Source organism: Paenibacillus wenxiniae (assembly GCF_039822605.1).
In the GTDB taxonomy this organism is placed as follows: Bacteria; Bacillota; Bacilli; order Paenibacillales; family Paenibacillaceae; genus Saccharibacillus; species Saccharibacillus wenxiniae.
In genome coordinates this window covers 336,132-352,643 of record NZ_JBCGUH010000005.1, presented here as the reverse complement: position 1 = coordinate 352,643, position 16,512 = coordinate 336,132, and the positions used below count along the sequence as shown (strand labels likewise).

16 protein-coding genes are annotated in these 16,512 nt (G+C 43.0%); 11 read left to right on the top strand and 5 right to left on the bottom strand.

Translation table 11 applies throughout. The annotated features are described in order from the left end of the window. Positions 1–158 precede the first annotated feature (158 nt). From AAHF22_RS12190 to AAHF22_RS12150, 9 genes are all read left to right on the top strand, one after another. Positions 159–671 (top strand): GNAT family N-acetyltransferase, encoded by a 513-nt coding sequence (locus tag AAHF22_RS12190; RefSeq protein ID WP_347325281.1) that lies wholly within the window; start codon positions 159–161, stop codon positions 669–671. Between the two features lie 149 nt (positions 672–820). After that, positions 821–1,822: a glycosyltransferase gene (locus AAHF22_RS12185; protein ID WP_347325280.1), complete on the top strand. Its 1,002-nt coding sequence runs from the start codon at positions 821–823 to the stop codon at positions 1,820–1,822. A gap of 85 nt (positions 1,823–1,907) precedes the next feature. After that, positions 1,908–2,087, top strand: coding sequence for a hypothetical protein (locus tag AAHF22_RS12180; protein ID WP_347325279.1), 180 nt, complete (start codon positions 1,908–1,910; stop codon positions 2,085–2,087). A 54-nt stretch (positions 2,088–2,141) separates the two neighbouring features. Beyond that, a complete protein-coding gene (locus AAHF22_RS12175) occupies positions 2,142–3,110 on the top strand; it encodes a nucleoside hydrolase (protein ID WP_347325278.1) in 969 nt (322 codons plus the stop codon). Between the two features lie 379 nt (positions 3,111–3,489). Continuing rightward, complete coding sequence (locus AAHF22_RS12170; RefSeq protein WP_347325277.1) at positions 3,490–3,750, top strand: hypothetical protein; 261 nt, start codon at positions 3,490–3,492, stop codon at positions 3,748–3,750. Positions 3,751–4,128: 378 nt separating this feature from the next. Then, positions 4,129–4,638, top strand: a complete 510-nt coding sequence (locus tag AAHF22_RS12165; protein ID WP_347325276.1) for a hypothetical protein — start codon at positions 4,129–4,131, stop codon at positions 4,636–4,638. Positions 4,639–5,014: 376 nt separating this feature from the next. Further along, entirely contained in the window at positions 5,015–5,755 is a 741-nt protein-coding gene (locus tag AAHF22_RS12160; RefSeq protein ID WP_347325275.1) for a LytR/AlgR family response regulator transcription factor, read from the top strand. Then, positions 5,755–7,044 (top strand): GHKL domain-containing protein, encoded by a 1,290-nt coding sequence (locus tag AAHF22_RS12155; protein ID WP_371834057.1) that lies wholly within the window; start codon positions 5,755–5,757, stop codon positions 7,042–7,044. Before AAHF22_RS12160 ends, AAHF22_RS12155 begins: the two co-directional genes overlap by 1 nt. Positions 7,045–7,180: 136 nt before the next feature. Further along, positions 7,181–9,325 (top strand): serine hydrolase domain-containing protein, encoded by a 2,145-nt coding sequence (locus tag AAHF22_RS12150; RefSeq protein WP_347325273.1) that lies wholly within the window; start codon positions 7,181–7,183, stop codon positions 9,323–9,325. A gap of 131 nt (positions 9,326–9,456) precedes the next feature. On the opposite strand, the gene AAHF22_RS12145 is transcribed toward AAHF22_RS12150, so the two are convergent. Continuing rightward, positions 9,457–10,026, bottom strand: coding sequence for an RloB domain-containing protein (locus tag AAHF22_RS12145; protein ID WP_347325272.1), 570 nt, complete (start codon positions 10,024–10,026; stop codon positions 9,457–9,459). Beyond that, positions 10,027–11,382 (bottom strand): AAA family ATPase, encoded by a 1,356-nt coding sequence (locus tag AAHF22_RS12140; RefSeq protein ID WP_347325271.1) that lies wholly within the window; start codon positions 11,380–11,382, stop codon positions 10,027–10,029. 325 nt (positions 11,383–11,707) lie between these two features. Between AAHF22_RS12140 and AAHF22_RS12135 the strand changes: the two genes are divergently transcribed. Beyond that, positions 11,708–13,369, top strand: a complete 1,662-nt coding sequence (locus tag AAHF22_RS12135) for a diguanylate cyclase domain-containing protein (protein WP_347325270.1) — start codon at positions 11,708–11,710, stop codon at positions 13,367–13,369. A 169-nt stretch (positions 13,370–13,538) separates the two neighbouring features. On the opposite strand, the gene AAHF22_RS12130 is transcribed toward AAHF22_RS12135, so the two are convergent. Beyond that, complete coding sequence (locus AAHF22_RS12130; protein WP_347325269.1) at positions 13,539–13,817, bottom strand: hypothetical protein; 279 nt, start codon at positions 13,815–13,817, stop codon at positions 13,539–13,541. Positions 13,818–13,935: 118 nt separating this feature from the next. Next, on the bottom strand, positions 13,936–14,238 hold the full coding sequence (locus AAHF22_RS12125) for a hypothetical protein (RefSeq protein WP_347325268.1): 303 nt from the start codon (positions 14,236–14,238) through the stop codon (positions 13,936–13,938). A 707-nt stretch (positions 14,239–14,945) separates the two neighbouring features. On the opposite strand from AAHF22_RS12125, the gene AAHF22_RS12120 reads away from it, so the two are divergent. Continuing rightward, complete coding sequence (locus tag AAHF22_RS12120) at positions 14,946–16,181, top strand: ABC transporter substrate-binding protein (protein WP_347325267.1); 1,236 nt, start codon at positions 14,946–14,948, stop codon at positions 16,179–16,181. On the opposite strand, the gene AAHF22_RS12115 is transcribed toward AAHF22_RS12120, so the two are convergent. Beyond that, entirely contained in the window at positions 16,178–16,405 is a 228-nt protein-coding gene (locus AAHF22_RS12115; protein WP_347325266.1) for a hypothetical protein, read from the bottom strand. The two genes, AAHF22_RS12120 and AAHF22_RS12115, sit on opposite strands and share 4 nt — an antisense overlap. Positions 16,406–16,512 lie beyond the last annotated feature (107 nt).

The following is a 16,512-nucleotide window of genomic DNA, read 5'->3' as shown; positions in this document are numbered from 1 at the left end:
TACTTCGTCATAAGATGATAGAACCGCTCGATGATGTCCGTCCATTTATCGCCATGATCGAATACATGTGTTAGGACATCACTGTTCATTCCAAGTAAATGGAACTAGTAGAGCCAGGTCGTCTCAAAGTAAGATGAAAGAGCATAGGGGGAGATCATATGGAAACAGAGATACGGATTGAACGAATCGAACAGCTGGATACCCGACTATCTGCATTCGCCGAGATGTTAATCGCAGTCGTGCATGATGGTGCATCGATCGGATTTTTACCACCAGTATCGGTAGCGAAAGCAGAGCAATACTGGCGTAGCGTGCCGGATGAAGATGTGATCGTATTGATCGCTGAAATTGACGGACAACTCGCAGGCACCGTACAAATCCATTTATGTAACAAGCCCAATGGGATGCACCGCGCAGAAATTGCCAAGCTTATGGTTCATCCATCATTTCGCCGCCGCGGTATCGCTCGCCTGCTGATGGATCAAGCGGAGCAATATGCGAGGGAGAAAGAGCGTATCTTGCTCGTGCTGGATACGCGAGATGGCGATCCCTCCAATACGCTGTATCGTTCGCTTGGTTATATACAAGCAGGGCAGATTCCCCACTTTGCGATATCGGCTATAGGTGGGTTAGACGCGACGAATTTGTATTATAAGTTACTGCAATTTTAATTCAGTATCCTATAGCTCTGCCGGATCATTTTCATCCTATCCGGCAGAGCTTTTTCGATGTGATGAAGGACGTATATAGTTGGCATATGAAAATAAAATCGCTATAGTTGTAATGAATATGGCAGCAAGACGGGAGGAAGAAATACATCGTGACAAAAATCGGACTTGTAATGCGCAAAATCCAGTTTACTGAAAATCAGGGACCGCGAGTATTTGCGGAACGATTGAAGGCGCTGAGTGCGGAGCTTGGGGTGGAGATCGTGTTTATTTCCCCGGAGCGGCATGTGAGCGGATATGACTGGTTGCCTGGCTATGAGCATGAGAAGGGCGATCTGGTCAATTACGATATCGTACTGGATCAGATTCATCAGCATGGGATTGAGCATGTGCTGTATACGGTGTCAGGCTTTACCTTTTTAAATATGTTTTTGCCCAAAAGTGTGCTGTTTCCGCATAGCTTCCCTGATCCAGCGTTAACCGGCTATGAAATGATGAAACCTTTTTATACGATTGTAAATAAGGCGGTCGTGCAGACTCCCTTTCTCAAACGGCAAATGGCAGCGCAGTTCGGCATTACCGATGTTAATGTGATCCCGATCGGTTTTAGCGAACAGCTCGCAGAGCGGCATTATAACCCGGATCTGGTTGTAGATAATCGGATTTTGTGGATCGGTCGCGATGAGGAGAATCGTCGTCCGGATCTGGTGCTGGAATATGCGCGTCGTAATCCGGATAAGGAAGTGTATATGGTATTTGGCGGTGAGCGTTATCGTGAAAGTATGCAGAAATACGATATCCCGTCCAATATTAAACTGCAATTTGCCCTGTCTCAGGATGAGATTTTCCAATTGATGAACAGTGCGAAAGTGTACTGGAGCTGCTCCAAATTCGACACGTTTGCGATGCCGCTAACCGAAGCGCTCGCGATGGGCAAAATTGTAGTCAAGCCGGAGCATCCGTGTTATGACCATATTAGCTCTGCGCATTCGTTTGCCGGTAACGAACAAAACTGGTTTGAGCTGGTCAATATGGCGGCTTCCTCGCCACGTCGACATTCCCAGGATAACCGTGACTATGCGTTTGCGACCTTTTCCAGCCGGATAATGAAAGAAGGCTACCGGAATTTCTACTCGGAGTGGCTGAAAGGATAGCAGGTAGTGAGAAGCAGCATTCTAAGTAATCGAGTATGACTCTGAGCAATCAAGTATGAAGCGCAGAGCAGAATGGAAGAGGCGTATGGCAACAGAAGGTATGAAAATTGCCGTTATCGCAGACATTCACGGCAACATCGCTGCACTGGACGACATGATTGGGCATATGCACTTCGTACCGGACGAGCACTACGAGATTAGTCCCTCTATGCCAGAAAATATACACATCACGTTACAGCACCGAGTGTGCACAACCGCTATTTGAGCGGCAAATAAATGTAGAACTATATTTATCCATACGAAAATGGGAGCGAATACAATGAACACTTTACGCAAAGCAATTATTGATACGGACACAGCTGGCGATGATACGATCGCTATTTTAACCGCATTGCATCATTTTGATGTACAGGGCATTATGATGACAGGCGGCAATGTACAATTTGATCAGGAAGTTGAAAATGCACTATATACGATTCAAGTAGCTGGCAAAGGCGGCGCAGCTGGACAGATTCCAGTCTACAAAGGCTGTGAGCGTCCACTATTAACGACATGGAATGCCGAGCATCATCGCACGGTGGAGGATGTGCATGGCAGTGACGGCATGGGCGGCTCCAATTTCCCCAAAGCGATCCAGCGTCCGGCAGACGGACATGCGGTTGATTTTCTGATCGAAACGGTGCATCGCTATCCGGGCGAAATTCATCTGCTGGCGATTGCGCCGCTGACGAATATTGCGATGGCGATCCAAAAGGACCCGACGATCGTCCCGAAAATTCCGCATCTGTATGTGATGGGCGGCACGAACAATGCGCTTGGCAATATCACACCAGCGGCGGAATACAATTTCTACGTTGATCCCGAAGCGGCTCATATCGTGCTGCGCTCCGGCATTCCGACCACGATGGTCGGCTGGGAAATGTGTACACGTTACTCGCTGATGGATGATGACGATCATGCCGAGATTGAGGCGCTTGGTACGTCGGGTTCGCAATTTTTCATCGATGTGAATCGGGTCGTCATGCAGTTTAACAAACAGGTACATCGGCTGAACGGCACGACGCACCCGGATACGCTATTGATGGCTGTAGCTGCGAATGAAGCGGTTATGACCGAATCGCATGAATACTTTGTCGATGTGGAAACGAAAGGCGAATGGACACGCGGTTATAGCGTGGTCGATATTAACGGCCGTCTCGGTCAGCAGCCGAATGTACGGGTATGTGAAAATATCGATCGTCCGCTGTTTAAGCAGATGTTGCTGGATGTGTTGACGGCGATTGAGTAGTGCATATGAATAACTATCATTTAATTTAGCTCAATAAGTTTGATGAGGTTGTTTTGCAAAAAAACTAGATTGCGAGAGTTTTAAAACGATTGTTTCTTTTGTATTTGAGAAGCAATCGTTTTTTATTGGAAATTTTAATATAGTAATTCTACTAAGGAATTGTAGATCAAGGAGCAAATGTAGTTATTTATGATCTGACTTATAATCATGTTGATTATGATATAGATCGTATTAGGAATTTACAGATAAAGTTGCATGACCGTTTTAAAGATACTAATTTCATGTATGATGTCCAAATATGGACAGATGATGGAATTTTCTTTTTTGACTGGAGAATGGGTGATGAAAGATTAATTATAAAAATGTGAGGAGAATAACTATGAATAATCAAGAGATATTCATGAAGGGTTATTTTGAAAAATGGATTAAAATAACTTTTTTGGATGGTGCAATTATTATCGGATTGTATGTTAATTATTATTATTTTAATAATGTCATTGTAATTATGCCATACAAATCAGGTGATGATACGCGCGCATTAATTCCTCTAAGTGCTATAAAGATGATAGAACCGTGGTATATCGAAGAACGAGATATATTAGAAGGTGTCGGAAGGGTTATTAGTACAGAAGAGGAATAATATTTAGATATACAAAATTTAATCTTGAATGTGTAATTGAAATATATGTATAAAGAGATGATGAAATATTGTTTAAGAGATAGACCTTGGTGGAATTTCCAAGGTCTATCTCTATTCGTACCCTACTAAGTCTGTAATTATTTTTATCGGAGTTACTATTCAAATTTATGGACAGAAAGGAACGTTACTCATTTAGCTAAGAACACAGGGACAGATCCCACTACTGGAAAAGCGTATAAGAACACTGATTACCAAAGAAATAATGTCCCTTTATATGATTATATGGAGTTACAGGTCTGGAAGAGAGAGGGCATGTATATTTGGAATATAGGGGATATTGGAACTGATATGGAGACCATTTAGAAGGTGGTGAGCAAGGTGGGATTAAAATTTACAGCGTTGTATAAGAGTAATTTACCAACATTTGAAATGGTTAATTATTTTAAAGATTTCCTGTCGCTTGAATGTAAAGATATGTTAATTCTTAAAGATCTGGAATGGGTAACACTATATAATAATGATCCGCAAGAGCATTATAGAGAGTATGGGTTTATAAGTTTAGTTGGACTGAACGAAATAACATTCAATATCAGTGCTCACCTTGTTGAGCTTGTGACGGAATGGGAATGGCTGTTCTTTCTCAAAGATGTAGAGAAGAGAAAAGATATGAGAGATGTATGCTTGAGAATTGTAAAATATTTGGGGAATCCTATATATGTACCTGATTCTTACTGTTACTCATCTTATTTATTTGAAGGCAAAACTTACACCGATGTCTTGGCCTCACTAAGATCTCAGTATGGTGATCCAGTGAAAGATATTTTAGATATGCTGGTACAATATGAGATGTACTGGGATACTTCAGGATATTATATTGATGAACGGTAGTAATAACTTAGCCACAGGTGAGTACATATACTCCATGTGGTTTCTTTTTTAACTTTTTATTAGCGATTATGGAATAGAGCTTTAACATAGTATAGCTAGATGTTTTGAATTAGTATATTAATTACCGTTTTTATCTATTATGTTTTAAAAAATATGAAATTAGTTTGAGTTTTAAATAATAGGAGAGTGGTAATTTGATCATCAAATAGGTGTATATCTAATTTACGTTAAATCAAAAAAAGGGTTTTGGAGACTATTAGGAGTCATTTATTTTGCTGTACGCGTAAACAATAGCCATTGCCTGAGCAATATCTTTTAACTTCGCTACTTACTAAAAATATATAATAAAAATACAATCACGAAAGGAGCGCCAACTATGTACCGTATCGCGATTTGTGACGATGAGCAGCCGCGCAGGGACGATGTGCGGCGGATGCTGCTTGATTTGTCTGTGAAGTCAGGTATTGATTTTGCAACTGAACAATTTGCATCAGGTGAAGCGCTAGTGTCGCATTACAGCAATGGCGGCGAACCTTTTCATATTTGGGTACTCGATATCGAAATGGATGGATTGACCGGGATCGAGACGGCACGCAAGCTGCGGGAGATGAAGCGGCTGAGTGAGCAGATTATTTTCCTGACGAGCTATGCGGAATATATGCTGGAAAGCTTTGATGTGATGACCTTTCAATATTTACTCAAGCCGGTTGATCCCGAAGTGTTTGCCGAGAAGATGCTTAAGCTTTGTCGGTATTTTGAGGAGAAGGAGCAGGAAATTATAATCGTTAAGTCGGCTGAAGGCGAGCTGGTGCTGCATCATGATGATATTATTGCGATCGAAGCGGCGAATAGTCTGACGGTGAAGCATAAGCTGAAAATTACGACTACGCGTGATGTGCACGATGGACGCGGATTGATTTCCAGTTATGCAGATGCTTTAAAAGGTGGGCGTTTCCTGCAAATTCATCGGTCGGTGCTGGTCAATTTAGCTCATGTGCACAAATTCGCCGGTAATCGGGTCGTTATGTCCAATGGGATGGAATTGCCGATCGGACGATCCAAACTCAAAGAGGTGAAAGACGCCTGCACTCGCTTTATGGTGATGAGGATAGAATGATGGAGAGTTCGATATGGTTATTGCTACTACATATAGGCACGACACTGGTGATGGCTGTGCAGCTGCATTTCTTTTTTAATACCGTATTTGGAAGCGAGAACAGTAAGTCGAGTAAGAAATATTGGATCGCTGTCTTTCTTCCGTTAGGCTTTGCTTATTTTGCGCTGGATTGGCCGAATATCGTGTCTTCGCTCATGGCGGTGGGGATTATTTTTCTAGTCGCGCAAGGTTATGCGGTGTCTCAGAAGTTAAAAGTGATGTTCACGATTTTGTATGCGGTGTTGTTAACGCTCATTAATCTGATGCTTATGTATTTGTTTATTCCGTCGGTGCAGTCGGATGTTACCCTATTGCACGAGACACCGATACGTATCTGGATGGCGATCACGCTATTAATTAGCTGTACGGTGATGTTTGCGGTTACGATGGTGATTCGGTTTGTGGTGAAGCGGCGGCGTTTCCCGCTGGAAGCGAGATATTCCCTACCCTTTCTAAGTGTACCGCTGATTACCATTTATCTCGTTAATGTGTTTACGATTTATAGCCAGAAAAATGTCCATTATTTTATCGCGATCTTCGGCTTTATCGTATTGAATGTGCTGGTTGTGTACATGCTGGATACGCTGATCGCCCGCTTTCATCTTACGCTGCAAAATGATCGGTTGCAGCGTCAAATGGACTACCAGGATGCCAATTATGAGAAAACGGTGCATAGCTTCAAAGAGATTAAGCGTATCATTCACGATACGAACAAGCATATGCTCGTAGTCGCGGAATATATCGAGCGCGGTCGTAGTGAAGAAGCGATCCAGCATATTCGTACAACGCTAGATCATATCGATCATGCGTATGTACGTGTGAACACAGGTAATCTGGTCGTGGATGCATTATTGACGAATACGCTTAATGTTGGGCGCGCCAACGGTATTCGCATCGATACTGAACTGCGTTTGCGTGAACCAGAGCTACCGATCGAGCGCTATGATCTATCGATTGTGCTTGGCAATATGCTGGACAATGCGATTGAAGCATCGAAGAGTGTGCGGCAAGCGGAAGACCGTCTCGTTCGGATCGAAATTCGTTCCAGTGAATCGGCATTATTCATCCGTGTGCGTAACCAAACCGAACGTCAGGTTACCGAACTGCACACCCGAAAGTCACTGCCGGATGATCATGGGTTTGGGCTGACGAATATTGAGCGCATCTGCGAGAAATACGGTGGTCATATGACGATTGAAACGGAAGCGCATACGTTTGATAATATGGTAATGCTGCCTTTTTCAGCATAAATAAGATCCTCGACCATGTCGTTCGGGGGTCTTTTTTTGCCGTTCAGGGCATTTTTGTATGTGGCTTATAGTTATCCGTTATGCTCGGTTCATAGATAGCGGAACTGAAAACAGGAATGAGAGGATGAACAATACGATGAAACAATCGATACCGATTTGGAAAAAGACAGGCACGACCGCACTTGTGGCACTTATGCTGACGATGCCGATCGCGCAGGCACAGAGTGTTGCGGCACCAGTCAGTCCTGCCACAGCAACCTATACGATGCCGACATCAATGGCGGCACAAAGCAACACGGCACAAAGCAATCTGGCCCAGGCCAAAGCACAGGAAATGATCGAAGCTTTAATGGCCAACTACGGCGTAACCGGGGCGCAATATGCGATTCGTGATGGTGGCAAGCTTGTGCTGTCCGGCGGTACAACGCTGGATGATGAGGGCAACAAGCAGCAGATTGAAGCAGGCAGTATGTTTGGCATCGGTTCGATTAGCAAAATGTATGTGACCGCTGCAACGATGATGCTTGCGGACGAAGGCAAGGTGGATATCGATCAGCCACTGACAACGTATCTTCCTAATTTTAAAATGGCAGATGAGCGTTACAAACAAATTACTGTACGTATGCTCATGAACCATTCAGCAGGCTTGTATGGCTCCCATTACAAAAACACGATTCTAATGGACGATAACGATACGCAAAATATCGATCAATTGCTAAACAAATTGAGCAAAGAACGCCTGAAGTCTGATCCAGGCGAGTATTCTGTATATGCGAACGATGGTTTTCAACTGCTGGAGCTGCTGGTGGAGCAGGTCAGCGGTATGAGCTACAGTGAATTCCTGCAACAGCGTGTGAGCGAACCGCTTGGGCTAACAGCAACGAAAACACCGCTGGATACATTTGATCGGAGCAGGCTGGAACCGCTGCGTCTGCCAGGTTTGTCCAATCAACTGCCGACGGAAAATGCGAATATTCTCGGCACAGGTGGTGTGTATTCGACAGCCGAGGAGCTAACTTCATTCTCCGAAGTGTTGATCGGTAAGCATCCAGAACTGTTATCCTCAACATCTGCCAACGCGATGCTTCAGCCTGAATACCGAAACGGCGTATGGGTGCCTGAAACGAAAAATGCGTTTGGCTACGGATTGGGCTGGGATTCGGTTGATCTGGAACCATTTGGTGATTACGGTATCCGTGCAGCGACCAAAGGCGGCGATACGATCATGTATCACTCCGCGTTGATTAGCTTGCCTGATCACGATATTTCGATTGCACTCGTGAGTGCTGGCGGTTCATCTGTATTTAATACAACGGCAGCGACGAATATTTTACTGCAATATTTGAAGCAAACTGGAACGATTACAAGCATTTCGCCAGAGCCTACATTTGAGAAGCCTGTACAGCAAAAAATGCCGGAAACGATGAACCAGTACGCAGGTTTATACGCTACCGTAGGAGAAACACGTACAATTGCAATCAAAGATGGCAAAATCGAAATGCCTGCGATGATGAGCGATCTGATTCCGGCTCAAGCGTATGTGTATACAGGGGAGCAGCAATTTACAAGCGAAGATGGACGCACCATTCTTGCCTTTGACAAGCAAACGAATGGACATACGTATGTGCGCATCCGCAGCGACCTTGTATTTCCGGGTATCGGGCATGCACGGATGGCATTCTACGAACTACAAAAGCTGGATAAAAATCCGCTGGATGCTTCTGTAGCGAAAGTGTGGAAGCAGCGTGAAGGCAAATCTTATTATGCGCTGGATGAGAAAATCAATTCCTTCTTCTATATCTCACCGTCGATTCTAACCAAAACAGTGAAGCTGGATGCTTCAGGCGGCTATGCGAACGGTACGCAAATTGTTGATGCTGATCATGCGGTCAATGTAGCTGAAATTCCGGTGATGAATGGTCGTGACGCGTTTGATCTGGACTTTTCCCGTCAGAATGGCGTGGAATACTTGCAAGCGGATGGTCGCACCTATGTGAGCGAAGATGCGGTAAGTAAGTTAAGTGGCGGACATCATTCCGTGGTGACGATTCCAGCATCCGGTAATGCACGCTGGTTCAACGTTCCTGATCATGCCGCAGGCAAGCAAATGACGGTGAAATTGCCAGCCAATGCAGGCTTTGTCGTATATGATAAAGACGATACACCGCTCGCTCTATCCGCTGCTACAGGCGCTAATACTGCTGTATTGCCTAAAGGTGGAAAGGTTGTATTTGGCGGTAAAGCCGGGGATGTGTTGAATATTAGGTTGGAGAAGAAATAAACAGCAATAAGCCTTTTACAAATCTGAATGTAAAAAAATCTGATGCCTTTTTATATTGAGGGCATCAGATTTTTCTATATCATTATTTAATTCGCAACGAGCAATCGTATATACGTAGTTCAAATATATGTTTACGACTGTAAAATATCATCCAAAAGTACATCGAAATAACTAACAGGAGATAAAGAGGCCAAAAAATGAATATGTGTTTGATTATCGGCATTCTTTTGGTACCAAGTTCTTGTTTTTTCATAATCAGAAATAGTATGGTTGTTTATTTTAACATCCCGATTCAAATCTTCCTGGCTTGTAAAAGGTTTAGCATATAGATCACGTTTGTACATACACAACCAACATTCAAAGCTACGGCTAGACAATATGATTTTAGCAGATGGATATTGTTTATTTAATTTTGCTAGTTTGGCCTCAATCTGCGATATATTAGTGCGAGCAACATCGAAATCGGTATCCAATACGATGTAAAAAGAATCTATATTATTTTTCTTTTTCATGCTTGCTCGAAGTTCTCGTGTGAAATCTTTTTCTTTGTCTTTGCCGTAAGAAATGATATTTGTATTTCTGCTCGCTTTTCTGCGGAAGGAATGTTCTACATAAAAATGCTCACTGGAATTAATCGTTTTACTTTTCATAGAGGCTTCTTCATATAAAATATGAATGGTTCTTCTTAGTGACATATTCATTTAGAAGATCACCTCTGGAACAGCACCAAGTTTACCTTTTATATAGAGTTGAGACCAGTTGTGATTATTGTATGTGATTTCTTTAAACTCTTTTAACGAGAATACTAAAGTGCTCTCTGCTTCTCTGTCTTTATCCACAAAGTAAATCTGTTCCTTAGCAAAAAAATCAGGGTTTAATAAATATGGATTATGAGTAACTAACAAAAATTGTGCTCGATTTTCTTTACCTTCGTTCAAAAAGTTGTTTATGATTCCTTCTTGTAGCCTGAAATGATAATGGCTCTCAAACTCGTCGCTAATGTAGATGCCCCCATTTAAAATGGATTCATAGATTGGCAAAGAATTTGCGAGGAATTTACGTGTACCTGCTGATTCTATGCCCATAGGTAAGGTGTGATTTACATCCTCTACATGATGAATAGTTTCAATTCGGTAGTGTTTATTTTTTCTGGCATCATTCAACATTTTTTTTTGTATAGTTGCGGGCATTCCATTAAAAAAATCTGCTGTTGAAAGAGAAGTTAAAACATCATCGGTTACATCTTCAATTTTAAAATCAGTCAAAGCAAAATCAAAATTATTGAGATTTTGTAAAATATACTTTTTGAATACTTGATTTTTATTTACTTCTTGTGTGAATTCATTCAAGTTATCGCTACTTGTATCAAATAGTAGCTTGTCGACTAAAAATTCTCCACAGGTCTCTGCAATTTCGAAACTCAATGTCTGAATTTCTTGCTGATAAAACGTCCTGTTAATATCAAATAGTATTAAAGATAATACGAGTTTATGAGCAATATTTTCCTGTTTAATTTTTTCTAAAATTTGAGAGATTTCAGGAGATACAAAATCAATTACATCATAGGAGCGTTTGAAAATATACACAGGCTGATCCAGCTTAGTTTTTAACACTTTACGATAATATAATGCTTCATATTCAATTTTTTGGGATGAATGGTCAAATGAAAATTCGTAATTAATAAAATAGGATTGTGGATCATTCGTATTTGCTGATATAAGTTCAGCGACAAATTCAATATTAAATTTAGATAAGTGATTGTCATCAAATTTGTATGGAACAAGTGGCAATTCAATATCGTCTGGTGTTAGAAATGAAATACTATTCATAAAATATTCGCGCATAATACGAAGTGCCAAGAGAATGTTCGTTTTACCTGAAGCGTTCGCACCGAGTAATAATGAGCCGTTCAAAATTGCTCTTTTCCGAGTATTCTCGTAATATTCGAACAAAATATTATCTTTAAAAATACCAGCGCTATTATAAGCGTGATTAAATGAAATTTCTAACTCGTTTTTAATTGATAAAAAATTACTTACTGAAAATTTAGATAGCATAGTATCCCTCCTTTACATAGTATAACAAAGTGATATTAAAATAGATAAGCTATTTTTGGATGATTTTATATTGAAAATAACGCTATTTACTTTAAAAAAATAATTTATAAAATAGATTTTCTATTTGTAGATTATCTCTCTGGATTAAATTTCGAGTAAAAATTCGACACAAAACGCCGTTTTCATACAAAATACTACACTCCTTTCTTCAGAAAACCACCACTTTTACCGATACTGTTTAGAGCAGCAAGATAGCGAGCATCATAAGCGTTGCATACGTAACATGGCAATATACATATAGAGATAGAGATACGGAGGAAATGATATGAGTTTCAAGTTGCGTACCGGATTGGTACTCATCTTTATTGTGCTATCTCTGGTGCTGTCGATCGCACTCGGGCTAGTATTAAATCGCTATTCAGCTCACAGTGTGAAAGAAGAGATTGGAGCATCGTTATCCAGCACGGCATACGATACGGCAGATAAGCTGGATAATTTTATGTGGACACGTTCAGGTGAAATGGATCTGCTTGCCCGTTTACCCGTGCTGATCGATTCGATCGATCAAGACGATATTCATGAGATGCTCGATCAGCTTCAGACGAGCGTTCCTTCCTTTTCATGGATCGGGTATATGGATACTCGTGGTAAAGTGATCGCATCGACCGGTAATATTTTGCTCGGACAGGATCTATCGCAGCGTCCGGTATACAAAGAAGGGATCAAGCAAAAGTTTATCGGTGATGTGCATGATGCGGTACTGTTGGCCAAGCTGCTGCCGAATCCAAGCGGCGAACCATTGCAATTCGTCGATATTAGTCTTCCTGTCACGGATCGTTCCGGTCAAACGATCGGCGTGCTGGCTGCGCATATGAGCTGGGAGTGGGCACGTGAGGTAAAGCGCTCCATGCTATCCTCTCTGCGGCGTGAAGATAACAATGTCGATCTATTTATCGTTAGCCGTAACGATCAGACGGTGCTGCTTGGACCGAATAATATGGTCGGTCAGCCGCTCCATCTGGGCAGTGTTAGCGAAGCGCAAACAGGACGAAACGGCTGGGAGCTGGAGCAGTGGCCGGATGGCAAAACGTATTTGACCGGCTATGCCTACGGTAAAGGCTATATGGATTATAAAGGTCTCGGTTGGACGGTGCTTGTGCGTCAGCCCGAATCGACGGCGCTAGCTTCTGTTGCAGAGCTAAATCGCTTTAGTGTGGTCGCGGCGATCTGTGCAGCAGTCGTGTTTGCGATTATCGGTTGGTTTGTGGCTGGACGTATTGCACAGCCGATTTTGCGTCTAACGAAGCGTGCCGATCGGCTTGCTGCTGGTGAGGATGTCACATTGCCAGAAAACGTTGGCTTTGAAGAAATTCGTATGTTGTCACGTTCGCTGAATCGAATGGTGTACGCACTGGGGCAAAAGGATGTAGAGCTGGATCAGATGCAGACGATCGCGCATTATGATCATCTGACAGGTTTGCCCAATCGGACGGCACTGGAAAACTATCTGGAGCAGACGATCGCATCGGTAGATGAACAGGGACAGCAGTTAGCTTTTCTGTATATCGATCTGGATGGCTTCAAAAAAGTAAATGATACGCTCGGTCATCAGGCAGGCGATCATCTGTTGCAAAAGGTCGCTCAGCGCTTGAATGAGGTTGGCTGCGCAGACGGAATTACCGTGCGACTTGGCGGTGATGAATTCCTCGTTGTGCTGCGTACCGAGGGGGATCAGCTAGTGGCACAGGCAACAGCATATGGACAAAACATCATTGCAAGCTTAAATCGCCCGTTTGTATTGGATTATCAGAAAATTGTCATTGGCTGTAGCATTGGTGCCGCCGCTTATCCAGCAGCTAGCGGCAATCCGATTGAGATTATGCGTATGGCCGATCAAGCGTTATACCAATCCAAACGTGCGGGGAAAAATCGACTTACCTTTTATGAGGAAATGGCACCGTTGGCGTTACATGGAGGGGAGTCGTAAGCGAATAGGCATAATAATTAGAATATGCGATGATTCGATAGTACGATGATCCTAATGAGCTATCCCATGATCGCAACCGTGTATAACATAAAACAGCCAGTTCCTTCTGCATCCGTGCAGAAATGAACTGGCTGTTGGCGATGGCGAACGGTGCAGCCCTAGTGCAGTATTAACTGCGTTGTCCCGAAAGCCGTTGTCCAATCATAAGCATAATGAACAACGCTACCAATGCGCCAACGATACACATAATCGACATCATCAAATACATGGCGCCTTCTAAGCTAGCCTGAAATAGGCTGAATAACATGCAAATAGCTCCCAGCAGCACTCCGATCAGCCCAGGTACAAACGGAATCGTCCGTGACTGCCGATTCCGTCGTGCCAGTACGATACTAATCACCAGCAGTACAAGCGCAGTACCACCACTAATGCCAAATAAAAATCCCATCGGTTCACCTCCTGTACATATCATGTTGAATATGAGTACATGTGATCCACGAGCTTACGCTATGCATGCATAATATAAAGATGTACATATAATAGGCTCACAAATCCCAATAAACAAACTAAGCTTTGTCACGGGTCTGCTGACGAGATAACTGGTAAAAGAGCTGAAACATCAGCAATACAAGTCCGATCAGACACATACCGATTAAAGCAAGTGAGAAGGCAGCGATCCCTTGACCTCCAGCTTGTTTAGATAAAGCCTGAAATAGTAAAATAACGCACGCCATCACGCCCAGCAATCCCGGCAAAAAGCGTAAAAAGCGAGGCTTGGGGAAAAAATAAGCCAGCAGCAGTCCAAATAAATACATGACTACGCCTGCACCAAGCCCGGCATATACAAGCGGATGAATCGGATGTAGCACATCTATTCCTCCTTTCGTTCCATCATTCTCTTCTCTATCTTACCATCTGAAAGCGTTGCGACAATATGTTCACACGTAAAACAGATGTTGATCGTATTCACTCTACCCGATGCAGTGGATTTCTACTTCATTCGTCATAGCTATGGCTAAAGGATCTCGCTCCGTCTATCCCTCTCATAGCCACCGTACTTCATCATAATATAATCGCACACTCCATCACGTATCCATCTCAAACTTTATTGCTCATCTATTACAGCACTCCACTGTAATTCTCTTTTAAGAAAAAAGGATAAATCCATATCTAAAATCCTACCCTATTAAAAAAACGGAACACGCTATTCGGCTAAGTTCAGATTGGTAAAACTTGCAAAAAAACACGGCATAAAGCAGTTTAGATAGCAATGAAAAGGGTAATGGATGTATGGGAAAAAGGAACTGCTTAAAATGCACAAACTATAATAAAATCATCCTATTCATCCACCTTTTTCCGACTTCGTGCTTATTGTAAGCGCTTCACAAGACGTTTATTGTAGTAGTCAATCGTCATGACCGGTAGAGACCGTTCTCATTCGCATCTTAGGCGGCTTGCGTTTGCATAATTAGCAACTAGCGCCCGCGTACAGGCAAGGCATGGGCCAAGCACAAGATGGGAATGTAGATCATTCGTTTCTATCGTTCAATGTATTAATCTTGAAAGGGATGATCGCATGAGAAAATGGGGAAGTGCATGGATTGCAACGATGCTGCTTGTCCTGATATTAACGGCATGTGGAGGCAGCAATACAGCTGGCAACAATGTCGTGCAGCTCGAATTTTTCCAGAACAAGCCGGAAGCGAAAGCGAGCTTTGATGAACTGATTGCGAAGTTTAACAAGGAACATCCGAACATTCGCGTAAGTCAGGTGAATCCGCCGGATGCCGAGACGGTACTCAAAACGCGTGTCGTCAAAAATGCAGTACCTGATCTAATCGGTATGGGCGCGACAGATACATATTCCTTGCTGGCACAGAGTGGGATTTTTCTCAATCTGACCAATGATCCATTGTTGAAAAAGGTGAATCCACAATATGTACAGATGCTAAGCGATGTGACAGGCATGCAGGAAGTCACAGGCGTTCCATTTGCGCTTAATGCAAGCGGTATCATTTATAACAAGGCGATTTTTGAAAAGCTTGGCCTGTCGGTTCCGAAGACATGGGATGAGCTGATTGCAACCGCACAAAAAGCTAAAGATGCAGGCGTGATCCCATTTTATTTTACGTACAAAGATGACTGGCAAAGCAATCTGCCATTTAACGATATGGGCGGCTCGCTCGTCGGCATCGATTTTTATAAAGAACGTCGCGAGAACAAAACAACATTCCTCGCCGCCTATCAGGAGGTCGCCCAAAAACAGCTAGAACTGTTGAATTACGGACATAACGATAACTTCGGTAAAGGCTATTCCGACGGAAACCGCGCATTTGGCAACGGACAAGCGGCGATGTACATTCAAGGCAGCTGGGCGATTTCCGAAATCCGCAAAGTGAACCCGGACATCAAATTGGGCTTCTTCCCGTTACCAGCAAGCAACGACGAATCCCAAACGAAGCTCACCGCCGGCGTTGATACTTTACTGGCGATCTCCGCCCAAACCGAGCATCCCGAAGAAGCCAAACAATTCCTGTCCTTCCTGCTGGAACCGCAAAACAGCCAGCAATACATCGACCAGCAAAACCTGTTCTCCGCCGTCGATGGCGTACAACAAAAAGACGACAGCGTATCCGGCTTATTGCCATATTTCGAACAGGGCAAAATCGTCGATTTCGTCGACCACTACATCCCAAGCGCCGTCCAACTCAACCCAACCGTCCAAGCCTTTTTACAAAACAAAGACATCAACGGTTTCCTAAACACCCTGGACAAAGAATGGAACAAAGTAGCCGCCCGCCGAGCCAGTTAAGAGGAAAGATAGTGAAGTTGAGAGTTAAACTGCATTTCTAATAACTTAAAATTACCTGTATCTGTATCTGTATCTGTATCTGTATCTGTATCTGTATCTGTATCTGTACCTGTACCTGTACCTGTATCTGTATCTGTATCTGTACCTGTACCTGTACCTGTACCTGTGCTTATAAACCGTCCCTTTATTCCATTATAAAGGTCACCAGAATCAAACGACTCCACCTAATCACTATGTTCATGATGAGCTACAAAACAGCACATGCTGTACCTACATCATAGCAGCGAGCAAACATGCCAAAGCTTACTATTTTCCCTAACATGCTCAAAGC